Raw genomic sequence first — 26376 nt, forward strand, 5'->3', positions numbered from 1 at the left:
AGATCAGCTCCTCCGCTCGCGCACGGAGCCTTCCTGCGCGACGGAGGCCACCAGCGTTCCATCAGGCTTGAAGATCAGGCCGCGGGTCAAGCCGCGACCTTTTTGCGCGCTGGGCGAATCCTGCGAATAGAGCAGCCATTCGTCGGCGCGGAACGGGCGGTGAAACCACATCGCGTGGTCGAGGCTCGCCGGCATCATGCGCTTGTCGAACAGCGTGCGGCCATAGCGCGCCATGATGGCGTCGAGCAGCGAGAAGTCCGAGGCATAGGCCAGCGCGCACATGTGCAGCGCCGGATCGTCCGGCAGCGTAGCTGCGGTCTTGATCCAGACGTGGATGCGGCCGTCCTCGATCTTCTGGCCGAAATAGCGGCCGAGCTCGACCGGACGCAGCTCGATCGGCCGGTCGGATTCATAGTAGCGGCGGATGAAGTCCGGCATCTCGCGGAACATCGGCTGCTTGGCCACCTCCTCCGCCGTGAGTTTTTCCGGCGGCGGCACGTCCGGCATCTTCTCCTGATGATCGAACGCACTCTCCTCTTCGGCATGGAACGACACCATGATCGAGAAGATCGCGTTGCCGTGCTGAATCGCGGTGACGCGGCGCGTCGAATAGCTCTTGCCGTCGCGCAGCCGCTCGACCTGGTAGATGATCGGGATCTGCGGATCGCCCGGCAGGATGAAATAGCAGTGCAACGAATGCGGCAGCCGGCTCTCGACGGTGCGGCAGGCCGCAACCATCGCCTGCCCGATCACTTGCCCGCCGAACACCCGCTGCCAGCTCGTCTTCGGGCTGTTGCCGCGGAACAGATTCACCTCGAGCTGCTCCAGGTCGAGGATCGAGATGAGGTCGATCAGGCTTTTGGACATGGATGAGCTTTCGCGTTGTCGTCCGGACGTCCCGGAATGACTGAATCGGGCCGTTCCGCCCTCGTTTCACCGCACTGTTTCGCCCACCTCAAGTCTGCTAGCAAGACCAAGAGTTAGCCGGGAATTTCAGTATGTCACAGAGTAGCATAGTCATTGGCGGCGGCGCGTTTGCGGGGTTGGCGCTGGCGCTCGCGCTGCGCCAGGGGCTCGGGCCCGAGATTCCCGTCATCGTCGCCGACCCCGCGCTCAGCACGCGGCCGAGCCGTGATCCCCGCGCGACCGCGATCGTGGCGGCCTGCCGCCGGCTGTTCGAGGTGCTCGGCGCCTGGGACGACGTCAAGGGCGAGGCGCAGCCGATCCTCGACATGGTGGTCACCGATTCCAAGCTGGAGGACGCCACGCGTCCGGTGTTCCTGAATTTTGCCGGCGATGTCGCGCCCGGCGAATCCTTCGCGCATATGGTCGAGAACCGCCGTCTGATCGATGCGCTGATTGTCCGCGCCGAAGCGGCAGGTGTCGAGCTCCGTGCCACCCCTGTTGCGTCCTACGATTCGCGCCCTGACGGCATCGACGTGACGCTCGGCGACGGCAGCGTTGTTGCCGCGAGCCTGCTGATTGCCGCCGACGGCGCGAAGTCAAAACTACGCGAACGCGCCGGCATCGCCACCCATGGCTGGGAGTACGACCAGTCCGGCATCGTCGTCACCGTCGGCCACGAGCGTGATCACGAAGGCCGCGCCGAAGAACACTTCCTGCCCGCAGGTCCGTTTGCGATCCTGCCGCTGACCGGAAAACGCTCCTCGCTGGTGTGGACCGAACGCCGCGCGGAAGCCGCGCGCATCGTGGCCCTGAGCGACGAGGAATTTCACAGCGAGCTCGAGCAGCGTTTCGGACTGCATCTCGGCGAGGTGAAGGCGCTCGACAAGCCGCGCGCGTTCCCGCTGTCCTATTTCGTGGCGCGCTCCTTCATCGCCGAGCGCCTCGCGCTGGTTGGCGATTCCGCCCATGTCATCCATCCCATTGCGGGCCAGGGCCTCAACATGGGGTTGAAGGATGTCGCCGCACTGGCCGAAGTCGTCGTCGATGCCGCGCGCCTCGGCATGGATATCGGCGGCGCTGACGTGCTCGAGCGCTACCAGCGCTGGCGCCGTTTCGACACCATGGCGATGGGCGTTGCCACCAACTCGTTGAACTTCCTGTTCTCCAACAAGTCGACGCTGCTGCGCACCGTGCGCGACATCGGCCTCGGCATCGTCGACCGCGCCCCGCCGCTGAAGAACCTGTTCATCCGCCAGGCTGCGGGGCTTACGGGCGAGGTGCCGAAGTTGCTGAAGGGCGAGGCGTTGTAGAGTGCGGCGCGGCCGTCGCGCCTCACCTCAATCGATCTTCCGCGCCTCTTCCGGCAGCATGATCGGGATGCCGTCGCGGATGGGATAAGCGAGTTTGGCGCTGCGCGAGATCAGCTCCTGCTTGGCGGAGTCGAATTCCAGCGGGCCCTTGGTCAGCGGGCAGACCAAAATCTCCAGCAATTTGGGATCGACACTGGCTTCGGGGCGTTCGGTGGGCGCGTTCATTGTGGTCTCCGGCGATGACCTGCCTGTAGCATAGAACATCGCGGCCGCCCATTGCGACCTATGCCGAGACCATCCGCAGGATCTCGTCGAGCAGGCCCTGGAGCCGTGCAGCGGGCACCGGCGCGCCGGACAATGCGAAACCGAGGAACGTCCAGTACAGGATCTGCGCGCGCGCCTGCGCCATCGTGGCATTGAGTCCGCGCCGTTGCAGCAGCGTCTCGATATAGTCGAGCCTGCGGCGGTCGATCGCACGGACTGCGGCTTGCGCGGCCGTGTCGAACGCCGCCCAGTTCCGCACCGCGCGCTCCAGGTCGAGCCGCGCGCCAAAGGTCCGGCGCAGCAGTGCTTTCAGCGGCTCGTCGCTCCCGGCCTCGACGTCGGCAATGATCTGATCGGCCGCGATCTCGCGCCAGCGCTTCAGAGTGGCGGCATGGAAGGCGCCGAGATCGGCAAAGTGCCAATAGAAGCTTCCGCGCGAGACGCCCATGGCTTTTGCGAGAGGATCGGCCTTCAGCGCGGTGAACCCGCCCCTGGCCAGCGCCTTGAGCCCCTGTTTGATCCAGTCATCGGCGGAGAGTTGTTCGGTCATGTCGGGTTCCAGGGTAGGACCATACACTAGTGTATTGACAGGCGGCAAGCCAGCGTCTATCTCGCCATACATAACTGTATGGAGGCGTTGATGCGTGATCTCTTGCTCCAGTGCGCCGGCGTCCTGACCATTGCCGTGGCCCTCATCCATGGCATCCTCGGCGAGACCAAGGTCTTTGCTCGCGCCCGGATCGAGCCAGAACGGCTCCGCACCCTGATCCGCCTGGTCTGGCAGGCTTCGACGGTCGCCTGGATCGGCGGCGGTGTGCTCCTGATCGCGACGCCCTGGATGGACTCAGGTACGGCGCGCCATTGGATCGTCATCACCATGGCCTGTGTGTTCGGCTTTTCCGCCTGCGCCAACGCATGGGCGACGCGTGGCCGGCACTTCGGCTGGATGGCGCTCAGTGCGGTCGTGGCGCTCGCGATTGCTGGCTATTAGCAGCGCTGGCAGTCCGTGAGGCGTAAGGCCGCAGCCGCCCTTCAAATGCGTGCTGCATACGGACAGCGCTGATCTTTTTCGGACCGCTAGAATAACTCTAAAGCTCCGGTCGCCTGCACCGGATTGACTTCAGCTTCCTCTTTGCTTCCTTCGGTCGCGTTTCGCGCACACCGTTGCGCACACGACAGAGGAGGAGACGTTCGTGAAGGTCATTCGTGTTCTTGCCATTGCACTGACGGTCGGGATCGCCATGGGATCGACGGCGATGGCCGACGGTTTCAAGACCTGCACCAAGCTCGACAAGGCATCCTGGAAGCCGGCGGGCGATGCCGAAGCCAAGGCCAAGGCAGCCGGCTATGAGGTGCGGCGCTCTAAGATCGAAGGCTCGTGCTATGAGGTCTACGGCGTCAAGGAAGGCAAGCTCTACGAGCTGTTCTACAGCCCGGAAGATCTCAGCCTGAAGCACACGATCGCGAAGTAAGATCAAAGGGCGGTTCCTGCTTGGTTGAAGAAGCGGTGCCAGAGGTGCGCGGGGTGTCCGACCGGACCCCCGCAGATCGAACGGTCGCGGTCTGGGACCTGCCGCTGCGCCTCTGGCATTGGACTCTCGCGGCATGCGTTCTGACCGCGTGGTTCACGCCCACCGTCTATGACAACCTTCATCGCATCGTCGGCTATTGCGTGATTGTGCTGCTGGCCTTTCGCCTGATCTGGGGTGTTCTGGGAAGCCGCTATTCGCGCTTTCGCATGATCGGTGTCAGGCTCCGCGCCGCACCAAACTATCTCTGGAATCTGCGGCGCGGCATCACGGGCCGCTATATCGGGCTTAATCCTGCCGGCACCCTGATGCTGGTGGCGCTGCTGCTGTCGCTCGCCATCTCGGCGATCACGGGCGCGATGTCGGTGACCGTCACTTTCTTCGGCGTGTGGTGGATCGAGGACACCCATGCTTATGCATCGGATGCCGTCATCGTCCTGGTCGTGCTGCATATCGCAGGCGCGGTGTTGATGGGGCTTCTTCAGCGCGAGAACCTGATCCGCGCAATGTTTACGGGCCGCAAGCGCATCCGCCATCATTGACGACGCAGAGGCTCACTGCAACGGCGGATCGCCGCTGGTGCGCTTCTTGGCGAGGTCCATCTCGGTCACTGCGATCAGGATCTCGGCGCGGGTCTTCAAATCGGGCGCTTCCAGCATCGCCTGCTTCTCGGCCGGGCCGTAAGGCGACATCATCGCCAGCGCGTTGACGAGCGCTTCGTTGGGCGCGCTCTCGACGCCTTCCCAGTCGACCTTGAGATTGTTGGCCTTCAAAAAGTCCGCCAGCACCGCAAGCAGCGCTTCGCGATCGACCTCGTCCTCGCCCATCCGCGCGGTGAAGTCATCGACGAAGGCGAAGATATCGACCTTGCACTGCCGGTAGGGGGTCAACACCTCGAGCTCTTGGACCACTTTGAAGCGCGCGACCCCGGTGAGCTCGAGGATGTAGCGGCCATCGCCGGATTCGGCGAGCTGGGTGATGCGACCGACGCAGCCGACGCGGAACAGGGTTGGCTTGTCGGAATTCTTCGGCGAATGCGCGATGTCCGGCTGGATCATGCCGATCAGGCGATGGCCGTCGCGGAAGCTGTCGTCGACCATCGCGAGGTAGCGCGGTTCGAAGATGTTGAGCGGCATCTGGCCGCGCGGTAGCAGCAGCGCGCCCGGCAGCGGAAACACCGGAATGATCTCCGGAAGGTCGGCGGGCCCGCGGTATTCGATGTTGATCGGCATCTGGTCCCCGCGTCGCTAGAGCATGATCCGGAAAAGTGTGTAGCGGTTTTCCGGCGAGATCATGCTCAAACAATAATCGCATCTACGAAAAAAGGACGATCGACAAGCGCTTGCGTCCCTCGACGGTTGCGTCATCGGCTCCGCCCCACGCTTCGAAGAACTGCACGAGCTGCTTGCGGGCGCCGTCGTCGTTCCATTTGCGGTCGCGCTTGACGATCGCCAGCAGCTGCTCTGTGGCGGCGGCCCGGTTGCCTTGCGCGTTGAGCGCGATGGCAAGGTCGAATCGCGCCTGATGATCGAGCGGGTCTGCGGCGACTTTCTGTTCCAGTTCAGTGACTGGCCCGAGCGATTCCGCCTGCTCGGCGAGATCGATCGCGGTCTGCACGGCCTTCACCGCAGGGTCGTTGCGCTTGGAGTCCGGCACCATGGCCAGCGTCTGCTTGGCCTGCTCCATAGCGCCGGAGGCGGCGTAGCATTTGGCGAGCCCGGCGAGTGCAGCGATGTTGGTTGAATCGTGCTGGAGCACCTCGGCATAAATCTGCGCCGCGGCTTCCGCATCGCCCTCGGCGAGCACGGCCTCGGCCTCTTGCAGGATTTCGGCAACATTCAGCTCACCCGGCGCGGTGACGCCCTTGGTCAGCTTTTCGATGAACGCGTTGACCTGGCTCTCGGGCACCGCGCCCATGAAGCCGTCGGCGGGCTGGCCATTGACGAAAGCGATCACGGCCGGGATCGACTGGATGCCCATCTGGCCTGGGATCCCCGGATGCTGGTCGATGTTCATCTTGACCAGCTTGACCTTGCCCTTGGCGGCCTTGACCGCCTTTTCCAGCACGGGGGTGAGCTGCTTGCAGGGACCGCACCATTCGGCCCAGAAGTCGATCAGCACCGGCTGGCGCTTCGATTCCTCGATGACGTCCTTCACGAAGGTCTGGGTGGTGGTGTCCTTGATCAAATCGGCCGCGGCGGGGCCCGCCGCTCCGTTACCCTGGTCGATGATCGTCACGGGATCCCCTCGTCTGATGTCTGGAACGGCGGCTCTTTAGCACGTCGCCAATGCATATGCTTTGCTGTCGGCCCCTAAATTGGGCCGGGGCGGCCGAATTTCAATCCATGGGAACTGATTCGGCGGTTCGGGATCGTTTTGGGCCGATTTTGCCGGGATTGAGCCCATATGGGGTCCCGAATCCGAATCTATGCTGCCGGTAGCTGTTGCATTCGCCGCCCGGTTTTGGCATACGACAGCCGTTGCCGGCGCGTCACGCGACCGACACAGGATGCGGGTGTAGCTCAGTGGTAGAGCACGACCTTGCCAAGGTCGGGGTCGAGGGTTCGAGCCCCTTCGCCCGCTCCAAATTCTCTCGGTAGCTGAATAACTTAGATTGCCCGCTCGCCGAAGACCTCCTCTCGCCTTTGAGTCGGGGGAGCGAGTGGGGGAGCAATCGCACTGGCTAATTTTGTTTTGGACGGCAAAAGAATCGCAGCTAGTCCGGCCTAGGGCCGATCGACATTCAGGTTCCCAAGCGGTTTGATCGCTGATTCATAAAGCTCCGTGATTCGACACGCAGCGGATGATGGCGGCGAAGCGATACGAGTTGAACGAGACTCAATGGGCGAAGATTTCGCCATTGCTGCCGGGCAACGCTGGCGAACCGGGACGATCAGGTGCGGATAGTCGACCATCGAGAGAGATCGGTCGGCAGTGTTCATCATGCCGATGATGTAGAGGTTGTCAGGTACATAGAACCTTGGTGAGCGTCACGAGGGGATCACCGGTGCCCGGGCTTGACTTGCGCGGAATGCTCTGGATAGCGCGGTCGGGATGATTGACGCCGCTGGCGCGCGGTGATGGGTTGATCCCGGTTCGGAGCGGGCAACGGGGATCAGTATGACCAGCGAGTCGCAGCTGCGCGAGAAGCTTCGGAAGATCGAGGCATTGTTCGTGGGTGCCGGAACTGCTGGTGAGCGGCTTGCAGCGGAAGCCGCGCTGCAGCGGGTGCGGGCCCGGGTCGAGGAACTCGCTCGCCACGATCCACCGATCGAACAGCAATTCTCACTTCCCGACCAGTGGTCTCGGCACCTTTTTCTGGCGCTTTGCCGCCGATATGGGCTGCGGCCGTTTCGTTATCGTCGGCAGCGACGCAACACAGTGATGGTTCGTGCGTCACGTGGCTTCGTCGATCGAGTCCTGCTGCCCGAGTTCACCGAGCTGGAGGGTGCGCTGCAAGTGTATCTGCACGAGGTAACGCTGCGCGTGATCCGCGAAGAGATCTACGACGACGCCAGCGATGCGCAGGAAGTTCCCGACGCGTTGCCGTCGAACTGATCAAGCGGCGAGCTTTGCCTCCGAACCATCGCGCTCGGCTTTCCAATTCCACGGCAACAGCGTGTTCAGCTGATTGATCTTGATGCGTCCAGAGACGATGCGCTCGAGAACATCCGTGAGATAATGCCGCGGGTCGATGTCGTGAAGCTTTGCCGAGTTGATGAGCGATGCGAGAGTGGCCCAGGTTTCGGCGCCGCCCTCACTGCCTGCGAACAGATAGTTTTTCTTTCCCAATCCGATCGGCTTGATGCTGCGTTCGACCGTATTGTTGTCGATCTCGATGCGCCCATCATCGATGAATCGCGTCAGGCCTTCCCAATGGTTGAGGGTGTAGCGGACCGCCTTGCCAAGGCCGGATTTCTTCGAGACTTCCAGCAGTCGCGCCTCGAGCCAGGGCTTGAAGTCCTCGATCAGCGGTCTGGTGTCGGATTGTCGCGCCGCAGCTCGCTGCGTCGCTGGCAAACCGCGAATGCGATCCTCAATGGCGTAGAACATCGCGATCCGCTGCAGCGCTTCCGCGGCAATCGGCGATTTCGTCGCGACGTGGACGTCCCAGAACTTCCGCCGCGCATGCGCGAAGCAGAACACCCGTTGTACCAGACGGCCGCCGTTCTTGATCAGCCCCTTGTAGGCGGCATAGCCGTCGACCTGCAGGATGCCGTCGTAATCTTCAAACAGCTGCCTCGCGCGGATCGCCTTGCGATCCTCGGCGAACACGTAGACCACTGCCGGCGGCGCCGGGCCGCCCCACGGGCGGTCGTCGGTGGCGATCGTCCAGAACTGGCAGACTTTGGTTCTGCCACGGCCGGGATCGAGAACTGGCAGCGGCGTCTCGTCGGCAAACAACCGCGGGTAGGACATCACTGCGCGGCGCAACAGCGCGTGAAGCGGCTTCAGCCACCAGGCGACGCGGCCCATCCACGAGGCCAGCGTTTGCCGGTCGAGCGTGATGCCTTGGGCGGCAAACATCTGTTCCTGGCGATACAACGGCAGCTGGTACCCGTATTTCATCACCGCGATGTGGGCCAGCAGGACTAAGTTGCCTGACGTGCTTTTTCATAAAAGCAGTAACGAAGGGATATCCGGAATCGCGTGACCGCAAAGCCGCTCGGCTCCAACTCCTTTATGGCTCGCCGCTCGCGGCCATCGCTTGCCCCGCTCCAGTGGGAGAAGCTGGTGGTGGAGAGGGTCCTCACCCGTCTGACAAGCTGACTGCGGAAGCCGACCTCATTCTTGAACAGCCGGCGATCGTGCGCCTGGAGCAGGTACATCGCGATGGTGGTAATCGCGACCTCACGGCCGGAGACCGTGGCTGCCAAGCGCACCAGTTCCTTCATTCCCGCTCGGACATAGCGGAAGATCGTCTTGGGAAGCTCTGCTCGCCATTGGGCGGTCAGTATGTCCCACCGCTGATCACAGATGGACCAGAGCTTGGCACCGGGCTGCTTGGCGATCCTCGCCTGAACCCTGTCGATGAAGGGTTTCAGGTCGCCCTTGCTGATGGTCCGCTGTTCTTCGTGGCCGTGACGGCGCTTGCGCGACTCCGCGACAATCGCCGCCTTCGCATCCGGCGCGAGCGTTCGCGCAGCCGTTCACACGGCAGCGTGGTTGCATTGTAGACCTGTATTAGTTGCCCTGATTTCTGTGGCCACACCCCAGCAGACAGACGCAAGCTGTCGTGGTCAGGCGCATTGCGATGAAGACAAGCGCGGATCGAGCAAGCTCAGCGCGGTCAGCTTCTCCAATCTGTTTGCGGCAGAAATGGGGCGTCAATGAGCTAAGCATCAGCATCATTGAGCTTTCGGTCCATTTATGGATCGGTTGCGCAAGTGAATGGATTCCGCCTGTGGATGTGCTTCCACCAATGGATGGATCGGAGGGGCATCGGGCTATCGATGAAGAACCATCAGGTACAGCTTAGAAGCCGCGCAAGGATGCTGCGGAATGCGCTCCGATCCGCGAAGCGCGAAATGTTTGACCGCCCGCTCCGGTTAATTGAGGATGATTGGGTTAGCCTGTTGAAGTCGATCTGTCGTCAGTCAGTTCCCGGTCTATGACCCAAGCACACGACGACCTTGTGAATCGGAAAGCCGCTCCCTTCCAAGCCTTGAAACGGAATCAGGCTGGAGTGTGGGTGATCAGCTTATCGATGGAAGCGCCAGTTCGTGACCTTAGGCGCTGAAGACCGCTCGCCCAGCAACTGTGCCAAGGAAGACAACGGCAGCTGCTACGTATCCAATTGCCTTTAGCGGATGCTCCTTCCCTTCTTTTAAGAACCACTGCGTTTTTCCGACCATCCAAGCCAAGGGCGTCAACAAGCGGGCGGTTACGATGCCGAGCGCGAACAACGGTAACCAGATGAAAACTGCAAGCGCTGGCCATATCCAGTGTAGATAGCGGTACGACAACCGCGCGAACGGCATCAGCGAGGAGAGATCAACAATCTCGGCAAAGGATACTGAGCTGAAGCATTCAACCCGCAGAACCCCCGTGCGGAAGCAGACAGCTCCAAATAGTAAAAAAACAAATATTCGCAGAAAATTAGCAGCAATCACGATTGCTACCCCACTTACTGCACCGAGGACGAGGCCGATCACTGGTTTCGTGCCGCTTCGAATTAGCAATGTCCTGATCACAAACAGAGACAGGTAATCTGTGAAGAAATTGAATAGTAAGGGCCAAATCCACAAACTCAGATCATGAAGTGTGGTCGTCTCTAATACAAAGACTACCGAAACTACGGTCGTAAACAGCAACGACCGCCCAAACGCCCGCCAACGCAACAGCGGATACGTGTATATCCGATCAAATACCTCGACCAACGCTGACGCGACCTGCTGGTCCTTGTAGTCCTTAAACCTCATGGTTCGCGCGAGCGCGGCCTTTGCTTCATCCGATGCGTTTTCGTCCAGCCAGTGAAACAAGCCATACGCCGCCGTCGCGTAAATGAGCGGCGTAGTGAACCCAAGAAGTTTTAGCAACTCCCCCATCGTCCGGTGCTCCGCCTTCTGGGCAAGCATACCACAGAGGGCCCGAGTGCTAAGTCCGCTGGAGGATTTTCAGACCGGCCTACGCTGCCTCTGCTCGCTCTACGTCGGTGAGCTTGTATCGCGGGAATTCAGCCATGACCTCCGCCCGCTTCTTGACGGTGATGCCCCTGTATTTCTCGCCCTGCGTCCGGGCGGAGTGTCCGCAGATCGCGTCAATCGTTAGGTCATGCAATCCGACCTCGTCGCCGTAGGTCTTGAAGGTGTATCGCCATGCGTGGTTGGGCTGGACAAGCCTGCCGTCCAAGACGCCACGCACCATGGTGTAGACACGCTTGTAGACCCCCTCCGCCGTTCCTGCCGCGGTGCCGTCCTTGCCGACATCGCAGAATAAGTGGCCGGGGTTTGACTGTTGCCAGAACTCTATGAAGCCGGTCGCGATCAGATGCTCATGGACGGGGACATCCCGATAATCGTCGGTCTTAACGTCTCCGGCTTCGGGGTCGATGCGGATAACCCATGCGGTCCCTTCACGCCTCATGTCTTCTTTGCGAAGCTGGATTATCTCAGCAACACGCGCTCCTGAGTAGGCGCAGAGCCACGGCACCCATCGCTTGGCGGCTGTGGTCTTGGGGTTCTCACGCTTGGTGCCTTGAACGGCCAGCGCGGCATTGAGGATCGCGGCGATCTCATCTTCCAAGAACCATGGCTCGCGTGTGCGCTTTTTTCCGCGCCCCTCGACCCTTGCGTTTTCCGCCGGATTGATCGACAGCCGGCCGCTTTTCAGACCCCATCCGAACACGGCTCGCAGAGCCGCGAAGTCGGTGTTTTGATAGTCTTGGGCGAGGTGCCGCCTGCGCTCCGCTCATCACCCCACCGCTGAACGTCTGCCGGTGCGATGCGGCCAAGGTCATTATGGCCGAGCCAGTCCTTGAAGCGCAGCAAGATTGGCTTCCACCGCTTGCCGGTGCGCTTTCGCGTTCCGCGGGCCAGTGCAGCGGTGTGCCAAGCGTCGGCAAGGCCGGTCAACGATTTGCCAGTATGGACGCTGACGTGCAAAGCAGTCGGCTGCGGAAAGCGATTGACGTAGGTGTCAGGCGTGAAGTCGCCGTCTGCGTTCCTCGCGAGCTTCTTCACTCCTTCGGTCAGATCACGGGCGACCGCCTCGATGACCTGCCACCGGCTGTCCTCAGTGGTGAACACCGCCTCGCGCGTGAGAGTGGCGTCAACGATGCCACCAAACCTGCTCTCCATGTCAGTGTCACGCCGCTCGCCCTCATCCTTGAAGATGCCAAGGCGAGAGCCAACGCTGTACTCCCCGCGCTGTGCGGCTTTATTAGCGTCTGCGGCAAGCAACCATTGCTCCGATGTCAGGCCGGGATTGTTCTCCAGCCCTTCCGCGAATGCGCGATAGACGATGCCGGACAGCGCTGAAACTTGCTTCGCTGTGAGCGGCTTCGGGCCGTCACGCAGCGCCTTGAACTGACGTTCCACGCCAACGGCAATGTCCATAGCCTTCGCTTTCGCGAGGGTCTTATCGGGAGTGCCGGTCGTGAGCATGATGTGCGTCTTGTACCAGCCTTTCGGCCGGGGACGGTTCGGCAGCTTCGCAAGTATTCGCTGAACATCGGCGGGGATCGTGAGGCGATACCACCGAACCATCCCTCTTTTTCAGCGTCACGACTTTCAGCACCATCTGTGTAACAGGAGCGCCGCAAAAACCTCAACCGGATCAGTTGGTATTGATTTTTCAGGGAAAACGATGGTGCTGCCAGACAGGATTGAACTGAGACAGCAATCCTGGTTTGCATTGATTTTATTGCGTTTTTCGGTCCGGCGATTTGCTTTTGTGTGGCACTCTTCGGGGGCGCCGCGTCTTAAGAATTACCACATTCAGAACCAGGTCGCCACATCGGAAATGCCGTCGCTTGGAGCCACTGACGTGCTTGATGTGCCATGTTGAAGTCAGCAAGTTGACCAAACCGACTGTGACGGAAGGGCAGAGCAAGTCCGCTCTGCCAATCAGTTCAGACATCCACCTATTCTTGCGCGCGCATCGACTTGAATGGCGAGTTTAGCGTCTGATGTTAGCGCGGCCTCGAACGGTAGCTAAGCGTGTTGCAGATCCAACTTTACGTCGATTTCTGGCTGAAGCGTCGCCCCGTCAGAGGGTATTTCTTCCGTGAGAACGGAGAAATGCACGAGTTTCGTTGGCCCAAACATTGTTGAGATAGCGACGTCGGCCGCGTCCCGTCCACGAGCAATTACAATCCGCCCGATGCGGGGATGATTGTGCCGAGCGTCGAACGTATACCAACGCCCTCCGATGTAGGCCTCGAACCAGGCACTAAAATCCATCGGCGCTGGGTCTGCTGGAACACCAATATCCCCCAGATATCCCGTGCAGTATCTCGCGGGAATGTTCATGCATCGACACAAAGCGATAGCTAGATGTGCGAAATCCCGGCATACCCCGATCCGCTCTTGGTGGCCTTCAGAGGCCGTCCGATCGCTACGAGCGAAGCGATAGCCAAATTTAATGCGGTCGTGAACGTAGTCGCAAATGGCCTGCACCCTCCGCCATCCTCCATTGACCTGGCCAAATGTCGACCAAGCAAAATCTGCGAGCTTCTGGGTATCGCAGTAACGGCTGCCCAATAGATACATTAGCGCGTTATCGGGCAACTCGTGGATACGGACCTGGGCGGCATTCGGCGCCACTGCATCGGGCAACCCGCAATCGCTGATAATGAACTCTGTGCGGATTTCGATTAGGCCGGCCGGCGCGACAAGGCGGGTGCACACATTGCCGAAAACATCGGGGTAGTTTTTCGCCAAGACATTCGGCGATATCCGGATAGCATGATCCGTCAGAAGATCTGCCTGCCGAGACGGACTAACGGTGAGCATGAGCACCATCGGGACATCCTGGAAGCAATTGAATGCGATATCGTAACCTGCCCGAATCCTCACGACCGTCTCCCTACCTGTCACCATTGACAGTGCACAAAAGCCTGATCACCCCTCGCTTGTTCCTCGGGGCCGGCGGGGAACTTGCTGAAATGAAAGGCAGTTGTGGGGGCGAACAAATTCACCTTCCTGCTTGGAATTGAAGGACAGACCGGGTCATATTTCACGGTCCTGAGCAAATACGATGACCTTTTACACCGTCCATCACAGTACAGTTTATCGCTATCGCCGACCTGTAAAGCTCGGCCAGCATCAAATGCTTTTTCGACCGCGCGACAGCTTCGACCAGCGCTTGCTCGACTGCCGCCTTGTCGTAAGGCCACAGCCGGCGGAGGTTCGCTGGATCCACGACGTGTTTGGGAATTGCCTAACGCTAATCAACTTCAATACCAATGCAGAGACGCTGGAGTTCGAAACCACTATTCGCCTCGAGCATACTCCTGAAAACTCGCCCGACTTTCGAATCGAGGAGTATGCTCGAGAGCATCCATTCACTTATGACGAGTGCGAGCTTCCAGATTTGGCGCCCTACATTCGCCGTCAATTTCCCGATGACCCGAGCATAGAGGACTGGTTGTCCCGCTTCATCGAGCTCGGCCAAATCCAACCAACAGGCCGGTTGTTAATGACGCTCAACGAAGCGATCGCTGAAAGTTTTTCATACCAACGCAGGATTTCGCGAGGGACGCAAACGCCAGCCGAGACCCTCCGCTTTCAGCAAGGGACTTGCCGTGACTTCGCCCTGCTTATGATTGAAGCAGCACGCTCGCTCGGCTTCGCCGCTCGGTTTATAACCGGATACGTCTATGTGCCCGATCGTGACGGACCAGTAAGGCTTGGTGGCGGCTCGACGCATGCTTGGTGTTCGATTTACGTTCCCGGTTCCGGTTGGGTGGAGTTCGATCCAACCAACGGCATCGTAGGAAATCGCGAGTTGATCAGGGTTGGCGTTGCTCGAACTCCGAACCAAGCCGTCCCGCTCTCAGGAAGCTACTGGGGCGAATCTGACGACGAAGCTGGGATGGAAGTCGCGGTAAACGTGAAGTCGGAGTGATTAACCGGTAAACCCGCGCCGTCCCCGAGAATGAACACCCCTGGCTTCCTTCTGGCCCTTAGCGACATGAGCGCGGCAATACCGAAGGTCCGATTTCGCAGGTGAAGCAGACATGGCCGTGAAATGCAGCTATGGCGCCTTCTGACCCTGGCTGTGTGAAAACGCTGTGCCTGCTATGATCTCCGGACTGAATCGGCCGGGGTTGGGCATGACGGGGTTCGTTCAAGGGGTTGATCGCGGGCAATCGACTTTGTTGCCGGAATGCCTGGATGACTGGGTTGCAGATCACAATCCGGTTCGGGTGGTTGACGCCTTCGTTGCGGCTCTCGATTTGGCTGAACTTGGGTTCGGGGGCATGAGCCTGCCGGGACGGGAAGACCGTCGTATCATCCGGCCACGCGCTTAAGGCTCTACATTTACGGGTACCTCAACCGTGTGCATTCGAGCCGCCGGCTCGAGCGTGAAGCTGGCCGCAATGTCGAAGTGATGTGGCTGCTCGCCCGGCTTGCGCCCGATCACAAGACGATTGCGGATTTCCGCAAGGACAATGGTCCCGGCATCAAAAAAGTCTGCGCGCACTTCGTCGAGGTGTGCCGCAAGATGGGATTGCTCGCGACAGCCGGCGTCGCCATCGACGGCAGTAAATTCAAAGCCGTCAATAATCGCGACAAGAACTTCACGCGCGACAAGGTCGAGCGGCGGCGCACGCAATTGGAGGAGAGTGTTGCACGCTATCTCGCTCAACTTGATACTGCCGACCGGCAGGAGCTGTCGGAAACGCTGGAATTAAAAAAGACGCGGATCAAAGAACGGCTCGAAAATCTAACCGTTGAAATGGCGAAACTCGCAGCCATTGAACAACAGGTCCTGGCGTCGCCAGATCAGCAGATATCGTTCACCGATCCCGACAGCCGATCGATGGCCACGAGCGGCCGTGGTTCCGGTGTCGTCGGCTACAACGTGCAGACGGCGGTCGATACAGAAAACCATCTGATCGTCGCGCACGAGGTGACGACAAGCGGTTCAGACCGGTCGCAACTTGCAAACATAGCCCGGCAAGCCAAGGCCGTTCTTGAGGCTGACACGCTCGATGTTGTCGCCGATCGGGCTACTTCAAGGGCGAAGAAATCCTGGCGTGCGAGCAATCCGGTATCACGGTGACGTTGCCCAAGCCGATGACCTCGGGTGCGAAGGCTTCGGGGCGCTTCGGCAAACAGGACTTTGCTTATTTGCCGGACGAGGATGTTTTCGCTGCCCAGCCGGTGAGAAACTCAGATACTATTATACCAACGAGGAAGACGGCCAGAAGCTGCGCAACTATTGGACGAACACCTGCAAAACCTGCCCACTCAAATCGAAGTGCACGCCGAGCCGGCAACGCCGTATCAAGCGATGGGTACACGAGGACGTTCTCGAACGCGCGCAGGCGCGACTCGACAAGAATCCAAACGCCATGCGCACACGCCGCGAGACCGTCGAGCATCCGTTCGGCACACTGAAGCTGCGCATGGGCGCAACGCACTTCTTGCGTGTGACGCTGAGAAAAGTTGCGACCGAGATGGCGCTGTGCGCGCTCGGCTACAATCTGACACGCGTGCTGAACATTGTTGGGATGAAACCGCTGCTGGCGGCGGTGAGGATGTGATAGGGGCGCTCGCGCGCGTCGTTGCGGTTCATGGGGCGAGAAAGAGCCCCGACCTCGCGTCAGGATGAGTTCTGGTCGAGTGGCCGTAAAATCTGCCCAAATTGATCGGAGTACGGTAGCCCGAGTTCGACCGCGCCGGTCCGCGTCATGCAACAGCGTTTTTACACGACCAAGACCCACAACGGACATTCGACCTCTTGGATGTCTCTCTTAAAAGTTCTACGCTCTAGTGCAATACAGAGCAGGGGGATGGACCGATGCGCCGGCAAGACCTCATTGCAATAATTGCCGGCATCGCGGCTTTGCCTCTCGCGGCACACGCGCAGCAGCAAGCCCCGCCTGCCTCGACGGACGTCTCCAAGTGCGCGCAAAATCTGGATGGGTTTCGTGAGCGGCTTGACGGACCGCGGTGGAACGGCTGGGGCGTAGACATCAACAACAGCCGGTTTCAGCCAGCAGCGATGGCCGGATTGACAGCGGAACAGGTGCCCCGGTTGTAACTGAAGTGGGCGTTCGGATTTCCCGGCGCATCGGCGGCCAATGCCCAGCCGACCATTGTTGGCGGCCTACTGTTTGTGGGAGGTGGTGATCGGAAGGTCTACGCGCTTGATGCAAAGAGCGGATGCATCCGCTGGACGTTCGCAACAGAGGCGGTGGTCCGAACGGCGATGAGTGTTAGTCCGATCTCCGGCACGGATCAGTTTGCGGTGTTTTTTGGCGACGTGCGCGCCGGTGCCTACGCCGTGAATGCGACGACGGGCGCATTGATATGGAAGACCTAGGTCGAGGATCATCCTGCTGCCCGGATCGTCGGCACGCCGACCCTGCATTCCGGCGTGCTCTATGTGCCGGTCTCGTCATTCGAGGAAGCGACGGGGTCTCAACCCACTTACCAATGCTGCACCTTTCGTGGAAGCGTCGTAGCGCTGGATAGCGCGACTGGCAGGCAGATATGGAAGACCTACACGATCCCTGAGGCGCCGCACACGACAACGCAAAATGTAATCGGGACCCAGCTGTATGGCCCGTCCGGCGCGGCCGTCTGGTCGGCGCCAACCATCGATGTCGAGCGTCAGGCGCTCTATGTCGGAACCGGGAACAGCTATTCGAACCCACCGGCAGAAACTAGCGATGCAATCCTTGCGTTTGACCTTGCGAGTGGCCGAATGCTCTGGCATCGGCAGGTCACGCTCAAGGATAGCTACGTTTCGGCTTGTTACGGTGCTGACCAGACCAATTGTCCGGAAGACCATGGTCCGGACAGCGACTTTGGCCAATCGCCCATCCTTGTGAGTTTGCGCAGCGGACAGCGTGTGTTGGTCGTCGGGCAGAAATCCGGTGTGGTGTCTGCGCTAGATCCTGACCGAGAAGGCAATATCTTATGGCAAACACCGATCGGTAAGGGTGGTCCGCTGGGAGGCATCATGTGGGGCTCCGCCGCGGACAAGGACCGCGTGTACGTCGCCAACTCCGACCTCCGGTTTCTTCCAGATGGCACGATGAGTTTGGACCCCGCTGCCGGCGGCGGCCTTTTCGCGTTGGATCTTTCTGGCGGAAAAATCTCAATGCAGGTGCCGCCAGTCCCGTGTGGGGATCGGAGCCAATGCAGCCCCGCTCTTTCCGCAGCGGTCACTGCTATTCCCGGCGTTGTTTTTTCGGGCGGAGTTAGCGGCTATCTACGCGCATATGCCACAGCCGATGCCAGGCTCCTTTGGGAGGTCGATACCGCGCGCGACTACCCGACGGTGAACGGCGTTTCGGCGCACGGTGGTGCCATGGACGGACCTGGCCCGACCATCGTGGACGGGATGCTCTACGTAGCTTCCGGCTACGCCCAATGGAACGGTCTGGCCGGCAACGTCCTGCTGGCCTTCGAAGTTAGGAATCCCTAAACGGTGAGTTCGTGTCGGCGATGGCGTGATGGCACGTTAATGTCGCCTGTTGGCCCGTTTGAGACATGCCGACTATCTCGCACGGCGTCCGCTTTCAGGGGCAACCCGGAAGACATTTGCTCAGGCCGAGTTCTTCTCAGTTTGACCTGTTGCGGAAGTCGGCTGGCTAGATTTGCTTTGGGGTACCACGCTGCTCTCGGTGACGGTGGCGTGACAGGGTGGGCGGCAATTCAGCCGCTTGCCGTTTAGAGGCAGCAGTCTGACCGCATAGCGAGAGCGGATTCTGAAGAACAAGATTGCTCGGCGCGACGCCGAATGTCCTTAACCTGACCCCTCTCAAGGATGCGCGGCACCACCTTCACCGCTACCTCGAGAACCTTGAGGCGGTCGAACACCCGAGAACAATACCTGTCCATAGGGCTGGTGGAAAGCAACAGCCGACGTTGGCGGCTCTGGAGGGTCTGTTTCCAAGGTTGGAGGCAAGGTGCCGCCGCGTCACTGTGTCATCAGGAGGGACTTCAATTTTCGCCTTCCGCCCGGCGTACCCCCGTTGGGCGACAGCTTTTCAGCGTGTCCGCCGATCCGTGCTCGCTCGATCCCGCAATCAGCTGTTGTTCGGGTCGCTGCGGGACGAGGATCGGGTACTGACGCTTCCGCCTGGGCCTCAAGCAGGGCTGACCGTTATCACTCGCCGATAAGTAGTATTTTTGTCACGGGAGCCAAAAATATTCGAGAAGCGAGTGGGGCGGGCATTCAAACCTGTTGATGGGCCATGAAAAAGTCGGGCCGTCGTCGCCATCTGTTGATCGATATCGCGCCCGCTCAGTGCGGGAAATGTGGCGCCGTTGATGATGCCCTGGGCTCGATTTCTATCACTATTGTCCTCAACTTCCGTGGCAGCGCTCATGATCGGCGGCAGCGGAAATCCAGCCCGCGCCGCATGTAATGCCGCTGGGCCAACCGGTTTGGACAACCCAGCCGGAACCACGATTCAGTGCATCTCCGCCACTGGCCTTTCCATCACCGGAAATATCACCAACGAAGGCACGCTCAGTCGCAATAACGCACCGCCCGGTCCTTCTATCCTCCTGAGTTCGACGATACTTGGGGGATTTATCGGCAATTCCGGTACCATGGACTCGATTGTTCAGGTCACGGGTCAGAGCACCGTTACCGCTGGTTTCACGAACAGTGGCACGGCTGGGGGTATTCAAATAGGCGTCGGGTCGACCTTGTCGGGTGGCATCTTCAACAGCAGCACCGGGATATTGTCCGAAAACGGCCCGGTCATTAGTCTCAGCGGAACCGTTTCGGGCGGCATCACCAATGCAGGCCTGATTTCAAGTAGTGGCGAAGGCAGCGGCAGCCGCGAAGGCGTTTCGATTTCCGGGGCTTTCTCCGGCGGAATCAATAACAGCGGTACAATTTCGGGCAACCTGGGTATCTTCGCTTCGAGCGGTGGCGTCAGTATATTCAATTCCGGAACCATCACCGGCTTTGGGGGGACTGCCATCGAGTTTGGCGGCACTGGCAATACGCTCACGCTGGCGCCGACCAGCATCATCCATGGCAACGTGCTCGGCACCGGCGCAGATACGTTTCAACTCGGCGGCGCCGGCAATGGCAGCTTTGACCTGAGCACGATTGGCGCCGCCCAGCAGTATCGCGGCTTCGGGACTTTCAACGTCATCGGCGGCACCTGGACGGTGTCCAACACCTTCGCCCAGACATCGCCCTGGAACGTCGACGCCGGCGCGGCGCTGATCGTGGATGGTTCACTCGCATCATCGAGCTTGATCACTGTGAACTCAGGCGCCGCGCTTCACGGCAGTGGCACCGTGGGTTCGACCGTCATCAACGCTGGCGGCTTTCTCGTTCCCGGTCCCGTGGGCGTGGCCGGCAGCAGCATGACCGTCGCCGGCAGTCTCGCGTTCCAGTCCGGCGCGTTCTACGTCGTGCAACTCAATCCCTCGACGGCCTCGACCACCAATGTGACCGGCACCGCCGCGCTCGCCGGCACCGTAGTGGCGGATTTCGCCTCGGGGAGTTACGTCAACCACAGCTATACTATTCTGACGGCCGCCGGCGGCGTCTCCGGCACGTTCAACGCTCTCGCCACTTTCGGACTGCCGGCCGACTTCGCTGCGAGCCTGCACTATACCGCCAACAGCGCATTACTCCACATCATGGCCGAGCTGGTGCCCGAACAGCCCGAGCCCCCGCTACCGCCGGGCGAAATACCGGAAATACCGGGGGGACCAACACTCCCGGAGCAACCGCCGCCGTTCTTCACCGTCAACCAGCTCAACGTCGGCCACGCGATCGACAACTTCTTCAATTCCGGCGGCGCGCTGCCGCCCGAGTTCGTCAATCTGTTCAATCTCACCGGGACCAATCTCACCAACGCGCTGACGCAACTCAGCGGCGAGAACGCAACCGGGGCCGAGCGCAGCTCCTTCGAGCTGATGAACGGGTTCATGAACCTGATGCTTGACCCGCATGTGCCCGTCTCCTGCGATTCCATGCAGTGCCGCGAGCTGAGCGCCATCGGTTTTGCGCCCGAGCAGCAGGCGAGCCTGCCGCCGGATGTCGCGCTCGCCTACAACGCGGTGTTCAAAGCGCCACAAAAAACAGTTCCAACCTTCGAGCAACGCTGGACGGTCTGGGGAGCCGCCTTCGGCGGCGGCTCGACAGCCAAAGGCGATCCGGTCATCGGCTCAAACGACGTGAGGACGAGTACATTTGGCTACGCGGCCGGCATGGACTATCACTTCTCGCCCGGCACGGTTTTGGGCTTCGCACTCGCCGGTGGCGGCACCAGCTGGAACCTGGCGCAAGGGCTCGGCACCGGCCGCAGTGATGCATTCATGGCCGGCATCTACGGCGTAACCCATCAGGGTCCGGTCTACCTCGCCGGCACGCTGGCCTTTGCCAACAACTGGTTCACCACCGACCGGACCGCGCTCGGCGATCAGCTGACCGCGCGCTTCCAGGGCCAAAGCTACGCGGCGCGGCTCGAGGGCGGCTATCGCTTTGTGGTCCCGGCCGCCTCCAACGCCATCGGCATCACGCCCTATGCGGCGCTCCAGACGCAGAATTTCCGCACGCCGAGCTACAGCGAGACCGATCTGAGCGGTGACGGCTTCGGACTGACTTACGCGGCGATGAACGGCACCGATACGCGCAGTGAACTGGGCGGCCGATTCGACGATCTCACAACGTTCAGCGCCATGCCGCTCATCTTGCGCGGGCGCGTGGCGTGGGCGCATGACTGGGTGAGCAATCCGGCGCTCAATGCCTCGTTCCAGTCGCTGCCAGGTGCGAGCTTCACCGTGTTCGGGGCGCCGATCCCGCACGACTCGGCGCTTACCACCGCCAGCGCGCAGCTGTTCTTCACGCCGAGCTGGTCGGTACTCGTCAAGTTCGACGGTGAGTTCGCTTCGAACTCACAGATCTACGCCGGCACCGGCACGCTGCGCTACACGTGGTGAAAGCAAAATGGTTCCATCCTCTGCGATGTCGCTTATTGGCCGATATTGTTGCAAAAGTCTTTTTGGGGCGTCGAACAAAAATTCTTAGAACCGCTGATGCGTTTTGCGCGCGGCGACGATTGATCTGTCCGGCAAATTTCTTGCCCTTCCAAGGAGGCCGTTCCGAATCGTTCTAGCGTGCGGGCTTAGCGAAGTCCGCTTTGTGAGAGAACGCGGAAGTGCCGGAGCCGACTGTGCCTTCTGGTTGTGACCCATTGCAAAAGTCAGCCCGCTTGAGGCAGACTTCCTAGCCTTTGGCCGAAAGCCTTGAGCGCCTCACCGGCCGCGTCATCTGCAGGGAGGGACCGATGCGGCGCAGAGAGTTCTTTGGCCTCGCTGCCCCATCGTGGCCGGACCGACGCGATCTGCTTACGGCCAAACCAAAGCGAACTTGCGGGTGATCGGGTTTCTCACCACCGTGATGGAAGACAGCGACGTCGCGAGAACTAGAATGGCCACGTTCCGCATGGGTCTCGCGGACGAAGGCCTCATTGAGGAGGCGAACTATTCCCTTGCGAACCGGTTTCTCGAAGGCGACTTCAGCCGCATAGTGCCCTTCGTGCGGGAGCTAGGCTCTCTCAGGCCGCGCGTTGGGACCGGATGATGCAAGGCGCACCAAGCCGATACAGCCTTACGCCTGGACGGCTGGGCCAGTTCTTCCGGCCCGCAGCCGCCCAAGTAGACCGGAAAGCACCGCACCGCTGATCACGGCGGTGCGGCTAGTTTGGCCGCAGAGGAGGCCTGGCTTACTTCATGTTTTTCGTGCCGCCCTGGTCGCTGCCGGGGCCGGAGCCGCCCTGACCGGACGCATCGGGCTTCACCATTCCGCCCTTGGCCATGCCGTCCTTGCTCATATTGTCATTGCTCATGCCCGTTGTGCCCTTCTTCATCGAACCCTTGTCCATGTTCTCGTTCATGCCGGGCTTCTGCATGTTGTCGGACTGCGGGGCCAGACCCGTGCTGTTCTGCGCGAAAGCAGAGCCGCACATGAGACCGAGCGCGGCGGTGGCGATAATCATCTTTTTCATCGGAAACTCCTCGTTGGTTTGTAAAGGCCAACGGGAGCACAGTAGCCACGTTCCTAGATATCCCTTTCGGAAGGAAAGAAATTCTATGCGGGATATCGAAACCGATCAGGAAGTAATTCGTATTCCCGTCAAGGCTGCGAGCAGGATCGCCAAGGCTATCTCCGAGCGGCCCAAACTGCTGAAGCGTCCTATGTGAACAGGTATGGTATTTCCGTTCGCTGGCTGTTCAAAAAGTGTTCTCAAAAATACAACCTGAAACGCAATTTCGGTTGTGAGAAGAACGGCGCGTGTGTTCTCCAGTGGAACACCTCGGCGCTCTGCCGTTAGGACTCCCTGGGGGATTGGCCGCCGGCACTAATCAACGGCGGTCTTTTTTGCGAGTGCGTATTGGCAAGGCGTACCAGGACGGCGATGCCGGGCTTCATTAAGCCCCAGCTCGCAACACTCAAGATGACGGCCCCCGCGGGCGAGGGACTGGATTCACGAAATTAAATACGACGGCTACCGCGTCCAGCTCCAAATCGACGGCGACAGTCGCAAGGCCTTCACGCGCAACGGGCACAACTGGCTCAATCGCTTCTCGGTCAAGGTCGGGACGGGCTGGAATCGCACGACCTCAGCGCAGATCCGCAAGGCGCTCGATACCGTCGTCAGCCCGAAGGCCAAGCTGACCAAGCCTATCAAGAAGCCCAAAGCCACCTGGGTTGAACCGAAGTTTTTTGCTGAGGTGGAGTTTCGGGACATCACCTCAGAAGGGCTGCTTCGCGCCAGCTCCTTCAAAGGTTGTCGAAGCGCTGAATGGGCCTTTAAGGAACGAATCCGAATGGAAGAGATTGGGTTTTTTAAAGTGGAAACCCCATGCCCCGGTATTTTTTCAAGATCACAAACGGCAAACCTCACGACGATCATACCGGAGAGGAATTGCGCGATGACCACGCGGCTTGGCTGGAGACGAAACGGCTGACGCGGGACATCGAGGATTCGCTCGAAATGAATGGTCACTGGAATGTTGAAGTGCGCGACGCGGCCGGCCCGCTCTATTCCATTAAGATCGCGAGCCAAAAGCTTCGATAAAGCAAAATGAGTAAGATGCTAACCGATTGAAATAGTAAGGCATTTCTAACTTTTGTTATGGCTGCACCGAGCTAGCAACGGTTACCTTTAGTGATCAAGCGCGCGGACCGCGGCCACTATTCGGTGACGAGAACCTAGTTGCGATCCCGCTCTTCGTTAACGCAAAGGAGTGCGCCATGCAGAAGCGGCGTCGTTTCAAACAACAGCTCACCCTTCAAGATCGTCTCGCTGCTTGGTCCAAGGAAGTTAAGGAGCAGGCGGATGCTCTTCCTACCGGACCCGAGCGTGAAGCGCTTATCAAGAAAGCGCGGCAAGCCGATGTCGCTTGTCACCTCGACGATTGGGCGAAGTCTCCAGGCTTGCAGTCACCTACTTAGGAACGTCCAGGCGAGGGATGTCTTTAGCTCGGGTACCGTCCCTCTTCGCGTGCCAGCCAAACTCTTGGACGATGTTAAATCGTTTATCCGCAAAGCCACGCGGAAGCTTCCTCTGGACGTTGTGGGTAAACCCATCAAAGCGCTTTGATTGAGCAAAAAATTTGTGCTCGGCTTGGATCTCGGAAAACCCTCGGCGTAAGTCGGGTGTACCTAGATGGAGGTCTCGATGCCCAGGCACTTCGGTTTGAAGGTAACATCGGCAGCCGCCCGGTTGGAGTTCACGGGGTCGTCCAGCGATTTGCAGGACCGGACTGTGTCGGCGTCAGTATCGAAGAGCCATTTTCCGGACAATTCAGCAGCTCAAGGTGCTCTTCCCCATGCTCGGAGCTGCCGTACTCGCCTGCGAGTTGGCGGGGCTGCCGTGGTCGGCGATCCATCTCAGCAAACTGAAGCTGCACGCCACCGGCAAGGCAACGCAAAGAAGCCCGAGATGCAGGCTGCGGCGAAGGCGAGATGGGGATGACCTGGGAGTGGACGAGGCGGATGCCGCATGGGCCGGCGCATACGCGCTAGACTGCGCACTCTTCAGCTAGACACACCGAAGGCCCCAGTCCCGGGGAAAGACTGAGGCCCTTGGAGATTGCCCCACGAGGGGTCGCGTGGCTATTATAAAACTCCGGAAAAACGGCATCGTTCCGAAGAAATAGGGCTGCCGACTTTCGCCAGCAGCCCCTTCCGGGTTTTAAAATTTTCGAAATGAAATTATTTTGGCCTCCCCGGTATTGCCAGTTTTTCCCAATCGCCCGGTTCCCACCATAACAAAGGTTAGTCGGAACTCATTTTGAGGCAGTACCTGAAGCCGATTAGCTCACTCGTACGATCGCCAGATGGCTGGGTAGGCGACGTCGGCAAATGACGTGCGGCCGTGCCTCTCCATAAGCCACTGCAGCATCTGCCTCAGCTTGGGCCGGCGGCTCGTGTTGATGAAGATGCCGTCGCTTTTCTTGTCGACCATTACTCGGCTTTCTGTTTCTGACTGATAGTGTTGTGCTTCGCCCTGAAGTCACGCTTGAAGTTATCGCGGGCGCGGGCAACTCCGACAGCGTCCCGGTCTTGGAAGCTCGGCGGGAGCGAGCTCTACAAGCGGATGCAGGGTGCGGTCGCCGGTACCCTGCTCACCCCCCAACGAAGCCCGGCTCGAGATGGGCTTTGACGAGATTAAAGGCCCTGCAGACTCGCTCTTGCTCGCCGGCACGCTCAAGACCCTCGAGCACATCAACGATAAGCCGCAGCTGCCCTCCATCGCCCCGGCGAGCCTGGCGAAGACGCTCACAGTTTGTGGGCACGATGACGAAGAGATTACTTGGATGCTTGCCGAGCATTTCGGAGCGGCGGCACGATCCTGCGTCTACACCAGACGCAAGCTGAACTGGCGCAAATCCTGCGCCGCGTGGCTGTCGACGAACTCCTGAAGGTGGGAAGGAACGTCGCTCAGTTGCAGATTGCAGCGATGTTGGATTTCGCGGGCCACATCCTCAGAGACGTCTTGGGACCAATGCTCTGCCGTGTTGAAGGCAATGACTTTGATCGGCCGACGGTACTCGCCGGCCATCAGATCTTGAATGACCGTTTCGAGGTCCGCGGTCTCGACGTCGGCTTCGCGCCAGGCGCGCCCCGCCGGCCAAAATCCTCCGCCACGAGGTAGACGGTCGGCTCATCGGCCGGGACAAGCGATGGGTCCATCGCGACTGACGCATAAGCAACTCCACGCCACAGAACCGGGATTCAAGTGGGCCTAAGCTGATAAGTTCCGACTGGAGGAACGCTCGTGAGCTTAAAGGTTTTACCTTCGACACCCTGGAGAGAACATGAGCAAAGAAACACCCAAAGACGATCCCCGGCAACGGGCCGACCAGCAGACGCACAAGCAAACGGACAAGCCTTGGAAGGGGAATCCGGAACAAGAGCAACGCAACGAGGCCGACATCGACCTCGAAAATTGGCAGAAGACTAATACGCACTAAGGAGCGCTCCGTTCTTCGATAGGAACACACCCTGCCTCGGACCCATTAATCCGGGGGCTAGGAAAACCATCCAAAGCGCGGAAGCTGAGAATGAACAAATTATTGGCGGTAGCTGTTGCGGCGTTTGCTTTATCGACTGTCAGCGCCGCGGCGCAGCAGGCCGGCTCGCCGAGTGGACGAGGGGCGGTCAATGGTGATCCCGCGGCCAGCTCAACGACGCCGAGCAGA

General features: G+C 60.0%; 29 protein-coding genes, 1 tRNA gene and 1 pseudogene. 17 read left to right on the plus strand and 14 right to left on the minus strand.

What is annotated here, in order from left to right:
- Positions 1-3: 3 nt before the first annotated feature.
- On the minus strand, positions 4-867 hold the full coding sequence (gene tesB, locus ACPPVR_RS01170; RefSeq protein ID WP_426612480.1) for an acyl-CoA thioesterase II: 864 nt from the start codon (positions 865-867) through the stop codon (positions 4-6).
- Positions 868-998: 131 nt separating this feature from the next.
- Here tesB and ACPPVR_RS01175 point away from each other — a divergent pair, with 131 nt between their 5' ends.
- The gene (locus ACPPVR_RS01175) at positions 999-2216 is read left to right on the plus strand and encodes a ubiquinone biosynthesis hydroxylase (RefSeq protein WP_426612481.1); all 1218 of its coding nucleotides are present in this window, start codon (positions 999-1001) and stop codon (positions 2214-2216) included.
- 27 nt (positions 2217-2243) lie between these two features.
- Here the strand turns inward: ACPPVR_RS01175 and ACPPVR_RS01180 are convergent, their stop codons facing one another.
- The gene (locus tag ACPPVR_RS01180) at positions 2244-2441 is read right to left on the minus strand and encodes a Trm112 family protein (RefSeq protein ID WP_007598651.1); all 198 of its coding nucleotides are present in this window, start codon (positions 2439-2441) and stop codon (positions 2244-2246) included.
- A gap of 58 nt (positions 2442-2499) precedes the next feature.
- Positions 2500-3030 (minus strand): TetR/AcrR family transcriptional regulator, encoded by a 531-nt coding sequence (locus ACPPVR_RS01185; protein WP_426612482.1) that lies wholly within the window; start codon positions 3028-3030, stop codon positions 2500-2502.
- Between the two features lie 90 nt (positions 3031-3120).
- Here ACPPVR_RS01185 and ACPPVR_RS01190 point away from each other — a divergent pair, with 90 nt between their 5' ends.
- From ACPPVR_RS01190 to ACPPVR_RS01200, 3 genes are all read left to right on the plus strand, one after another.
- The gene (locus ACPPVR_RS01190; RefSeq protein ID WP_426612483.1) at positions 3121-3471 is read left to right on the plus strand and encodes a hypothetical protein; all 351 of its coding nucleotides are present in this window, start codon (positions 3121-3123) and stop codon (positions 3469-3471) included.
- Positions 3472-3673: 202 nt separating this feature from the next.
- Entirely contained in the window at positions 3674-3952 is a 279-nt protein-coding gene (locus ACPPVR_RS01195) for a PepSY domain-containing protein (RefSeq protein ID WP_426612484.1), read from the plus strand.
- A 20-nt stretch (positions 3953-3972) separates the two neighbouring features.
- Positions 3973-4551: a cytochrome b/b6 domain-containing protein gene (locus tag ACPPVR_RS01200; RefSeq protein WP_426612485.1), complete on the plus strand. Its 579-nt coding sequence runs from the start codon at positions 3973-3975 to the stop codon at positions 4549-4551.
- 12 nt (positions 4552-4563) lie between these two features.
- Here ACPPVR_RS01200 and ACPPVR_RS01205 read toward each other — a convergent pair whose 3' ends face one another.
- Both ACPPVR_RS01205 and trxA read right to left on the minus strand, forming a co-directional pair.
- Entirely contained in the window at positions 4564-5241 is a 678-nt protein-coding gene (locus tag ACPPVR_RS01205; protein ID WP_426612486.1) for an LON peptidase substrate-binding domain-containing protein, read from the minus strand.
- A gap of 82 nt (positions 5242-5323) precedes the next feature.
- Complete coding sequence (trxA, locus tag ACPPVR_RS01210; protein WP_426612487.1) at positions 5324-6247, minus strand: thioredoxin; 924 nt, start codon at positions 6245-6247, stop codon at positions 5324-5326.
- A 273-nt stretch (positions 6248-6520) separates the two neighbouring features.
- On the opposite strand from trxA, the gene ACPPVR_RS01215 reads away from it, so the two are divergent.
- Together ACPPVR_RS01215 and ACPPVR_RS01220 are read left to right on the plus strand one after the other, a co-directional pair.
- Positions 6521-6595, plus strand: a tRNA-Gly gene (locus ACPPVR_RS01215).
- Between the two features lie 534 nt (positions 6596-7129).
- Positions 7130-7567 (plus strand): hypothetical protein, encoded by a 438-nt coding sequence (locus tag ACPPVR_RS01220; protein ID WP_018268855.1) that lies wholly within the window; start codon positions 7130-7132, stop codon positions 7565-7567.
- On the opposite strand, the gene tnpC is transcribed toward ACPPVR_RS01220, so the two are convergent.
- The 6 genes from tnpC to ACPPVR_RS01250 form a co-directional block, all read right to left on the minus strand.
- On the minus strand, positions 7568-8578 hold the full coding sequence (tnpC, locus tag ACPPVR_RS01225; RefSeq protein ID WP_426612488.1) for an IS66 family transposase: 1011 nt from the start codon (positions 8576-8578) through the stop codon (positions 7568-7570).
- 23 nt (positions 8579-8601) lie between these two features.
- The gene (locus ACPPVR_RS01230) at positions 8602-8904 is read right to left on the minus strand and encodes a hypothetical protein (protein WP_426612489.1); all 303 of its coding nucleotides are present in this window, start codon (positions 8902-8904) and stop codon (positions 8602-8604) included.
- An 834-nt stretch (positions 8905-9738) separates the two neighbouring features.
- Positions 9739-10587 carry a hypothetical protein gene (locus tag ACPPVR_RS01235; RefSeq protein ID WP_426612490.1) on the minus strand — a complete coding sequence of 283 codons (849 nt, stop codon included), beginning with the start codon at positions 10585-10587 and terminating at the stop codon, positions 9739-9741.
- Between the two features lie 49 nt (positions 10588-10636).
- Positions 10637-11356, minus strand: a complete 720-nt coding sequence (locus ACPPVR_RS01240; protein WP_426612491.1) for a hypothetical protein — start codon at positions 11354-11356, stop codon at positions 10637-10639.
- A complete protein-coding gene (locus ACPPVR_RS01245; RefSeq protein ID WP_426612492.1) occupies positions 11338-12114 on the minus strand; it encodes a hypothetical protein in 777 nt (258 codons plus the stop codon). The genes ACPPVR_RS01240 and ACPPVR_RS01245 overlap by 19 nt, the downstream gene beginning before the upstream one ends.
- Positions 12115-12663: 549 nt before the next feature.
- On the minus strand, positions 12664-13527 hold the full coding sequence (locus ACPPVR_RS01250) for a transglutaminase-like domain-containing protein (protein WP_426612493.1): 864 nt from the start codon (positions 13525-13527) through the stop codon (positions 12664-12666).
- Positions 13528-13708: 181 nt separating this feature from the next.
- Between ACPPVR_RS01250 and ACPPVR_RS01255 the strand changes: the two genes are divergently transcribed.
- The 5 genes and pseudogenes from ACPPVR_RS01255 (at position 13709) to ACPPVR_RS01275 (ending at position 18813) form a co-directional block, all read left to right on the plus strand.
- A complete protein-coding gene (locus ACPPVR_RS01255) occupies positions 13709-14578 on the plus strand; it encodes a transglutaminase family protein (protein ID WP_426612494.1) in 870 nt (289 codons plus the stop codon).
- A 208-nt stretch (positions 14579-14786) separates the two neighbouring features.
- A pseudogene (locus ACPPVR_RS01260) lies at positions 14787-16223 on the plus strand (IS1182 family transposase).
- Positions 16224-16723: 500 nt separating this feature from the next.
- Positions 16724-17005, plus strand: coding sequence for a PQQ-binding-like beta-propeller repeat protein (locus tag ACPPVR_RS01265; RefSeq protein ID WP_426616299.1), 282 nt, complete (start codon positions 16724-16726; stop codon positions 17003-17005).
- A 54-nt stretch (positions 17006-17059) separates the two neighbouring features.
- Positions 17060-18115 carry a hypothetical protein gene (locus ACPPVR_RS01270; RefSeq protein WP_426612495.1) on the plus strand — a complete coding sequence of 352 codons (1056 nt, stop codon included), beginning with the start codon at positions 17060-17062 and terminating at the stop codon, positions 18113-18115.
- A 296-nt stretch (positions 18116-18411) separates the two neighbouring features.
- Positions 18412-18813 (plus strand): hypothetical protein, encoded by a 402-nt coding sequence (locus ACPPVR_RS01275; protein ID WP_426612496.1) that lies wholly within the window; start codon positions 18412-18414, stop codon positions 18811-18813.
- On the opposite strand, the gene ACPPVR_RS01280 is transcribed toward ACPPVR_RS01275, so the two are convergent.
- On the minus strand, positions 18780-19088 hold the full coding sequence (locus ACPPVR_RS01280; RefSeq protein ID WP_426616343.1) for a hypothetical protein: 309 nt from the start codon (positions 19086-19088) through the stop codon (positions 18780-18782). The two genes, ACPPVR_RS01275 and ACPPVR_RS01280, sit on opposite strands and share 34 nt — an antisense overlap.
- 259 nt (positions 19089-19347) lie before the next feature.
- Here ACPPVR_RS01280 and ACPPVR_RS01285 point away from each other — a divergent pair, with 259 nt between their 5' ends.
- Positions 19348-21606 carry an autotransporter domain-containing protein gene (locus tag ACPPVR_RS01285; protein WP_426612497.1) on the plus strand — a complete coding sequence of 753 codons (2259 nt, stop codon included), beginning with the start codon at positions 19348-19350 and terminating at the stop codon, positions 21604-21606.
- Positions 21607-22391: 785 nt separating this feature from the next.
- Here ACPPVR_RS01285 and ACPPVR_RS01290 read toward each other — a convergent pair.
- On the minus strand, positions 22392-22673 hold the full coding sequence (locus ACPPVR_RS01290; RefSeq protein WP_426612498.1) for a hypothetical protein: 282 nt from the start codon (positions 22671-22673) through the stop codon (positions 22392-22394).
- 520 nt (positions 22674-23193) lie between these two features.
- On the opposite strand from ACPPVR_RS01290, the gene ACPPVR_RS01295 reads away from it, so the two are divergent.
- From ACPPVR_RS01295 to ACPPVR_RS01305, 3 genes are all read left to right on the plus strand, one after another.
- Entirely contained in the window at positions 23194-23637 is a 444-nt protein-coding gene (locus tag ACPPVR_RS01295) for a hypothetical protein (protein ID WP_426616300.1), read from the plus strand.
- A complete protein-coding gene (locus tag ACPPVR_RS01300; RefSeq protein ID WP_426612499.1) occupies positions 23595-23747 on the plus strand; it encodes a hypothetical protein in 153 nt (50 codons plus the stop codon). Before ACPPVR_RS01295 ends, ACPPVR_RS01300 begins: the two co-directional genes overlap by 43 nt.
- Before the next feature lie 176 nt (positions 23748-23923).
- Entirely contained in the window at positions 23924-24124 is a 201-nt protein-coding gene (locus ACPPVR_RS01305; protein ID WP_426612500.1) for a hypothetical protein, read from the plus strand.
- Positions 24125-24992: 868 nt separating this feature from the next.
- Here ACPPVR_RS01305 and ACPPVR_RS01310 read toward each other — a convergent pair.
- The gene (locus ACPPVR_RS01310) at positions 24993-25139 is read right to left on the minus strand and encodes a hypothetical protein (RefSeq protein WP_426612501.1); all 147 of its coding nucleotides are present in this window, start codon (positions 25137-25139) and stop codon (positions 24993-24995) included.
- A 187-nt stretch (positions 25140-25326) separates the two neighbouring features.
- On the opposite strand from ACPPVR_RS01310, the gene ACPPVR_RS01315 reads away from it, so the two are divergent.
- The gene (locus ACPPVR_RS01315; protein ID WP_426612502.1) at positions 25327-25596 is read left to right on the plus strand and encodes a hypothetical protein; all 270 of its coding nucleotides are present in this window, start codon (positions 25327-25329) and stop codon (positions 25594-25596) included.
- 396 nt (positions 25597-25992) lie between these two features.
- The gene (locus ACPPVR_RS01320; protein ID WP_426612503.1) at positions 25993-26148 is read left to right on the plus strand and encodes a hypothetical protein; all 156 of its coding nucleotides are present in this window, start codon (positions 25993-25995) and stop codon (positions 26146-26148) included.
- Positions 26149-26376: the final 228 nt, after the last annotated feature.

Source organism: Bradyrhizobium sp. McL0616 (assembly GCF_049993385.1).
In the GTDB taxonomy this organism is placed as follows: Bacteria; Pseudomonadota; Alphaproteobacteria; order Rhizobiales; family Xanthobacteraceae; genus Bradyrhizobium.

Bases quoted from the DNA above. Each gene is read 5' to 3' on its own strand.
- tesB (WP_426612480.1), bottom strand. From the start codon at position 867: ATGTCCAAAAGCCTGATCGACCTCATCTCGATCCTCGACCTGGAGCAG.
- ACPPVR_RS01175 (WP_426612481.1), top strand. From the start codon at position 999: ATGTCACAGAGTAGCATAGTCATTGGCGGCGGCGCGTTTGCGGGGTTG.
- ACPPVR_RS01180 (WP_007598651.1), bottom strand. From the start codon at position 2,441: ATGAACGCGCCCACCGAACGCCCCGAAGCCAGTGTCGATCCCAAATTG.
- ACPPVR_RS01185 (WP_426612482.1), bottom strand. From the start codon at position 3,030: ATGACCGAACAACTCTCCGCCGATGACTGGATCAAACAGGGGCTCAAG.
- ACPPVR_RS01190 (WP_426612483.1), top strand. From the start codon at position 3,121: ATGCGTGATCTCTTGCTCCAGTGCGCCGGCGTCCTGACCATTGCCGTG.
- ACPPVR_RS01205 (WP_426612486.1), bottom strand. From the start codon at position 5,241: ATGCCGATCAACATCGAATACCGCGGGCCCGCCGACCTTCCGGAGATC.
- ACPPVR_RS01220 (WP_018268855.1), top strand. From the start codon at position 7,130: ATGACCAGCGAGTCGCAGCTGCGCGAGAAGCTTCGGAAGATCGAGGCA.
- tnpC (WP_426612488.1), bottom strand. From the start codon at position 8,578: ATGAAATACGGGTACCAGCTGCCGTTGTATCGCCAGGAACAGATGTTT.
- ACPPVR_RS01230 (WP_426612489.1), bottom strand. From the start codon at position 8,904: ATGAAGGAACTGGTGCGCTTGGCAGCCACGGTCTCCGGCCGTGAGGTC.
- ACPPVR_RS01235 (WP_426612490.1), bottom strand. From the start codon at position 10,587: ATGCTTGCCCAGAAGGCGGAGCACCGGACGATGGGGGAGTTGCTAAAA.
- ACPPVR_RS01245 (WP_426612492.1), bottom strand. From the start codon at position 12,114: ATGCTCACGACCGGCACTCCCGATAAGACCCTCGCGAAAGCGAAGGCT.
- ACPPVR_RS01255 (WP_426612494.1), top strand. From the start codon at position 13,709: ATGACCTTTTACACCGTCCATCACAGTACAGTTTATCGCTATCGCCGA.
- ACPPVR_RS01290 (WP_426612498.1), bottom strand. From the start codon at position 22,673: ATGAAAAAGATGATTATCGCCACCGCCGCGCTCGGTCTCATGTGCGGC.
- ACPPVR_RS01305 (WP_426612500.1), top strand. From the start codon at position 23,924: ATGCAGAAGCGGCGTCGTTTCAAACAACAGCTCACCCTTCAAGATCGT.
- ACPPVR_RS01310 (WP_426612501.1), bottom strand. From the start codon at position 25,139: ATGGTCGACAAGAAAAGCGACGGCATCTTCATCAACACGAGCCGCCGG.
- ACPPVR_RS01315 (WP_426612502.1), top strand. From the start codon at position 25,327: ATGGGCTTTGACGAGATTAAAGGCCCTGCAGACTCGCTCTTGCTCGCC.
- ACPPVR_RS01320 (WP_426612503.1), top strand. From the start codon at position 25,993: ATGAGCAAAGAAACACCCAAAGACGATCCCCGGCAACGGGCCGACCAG.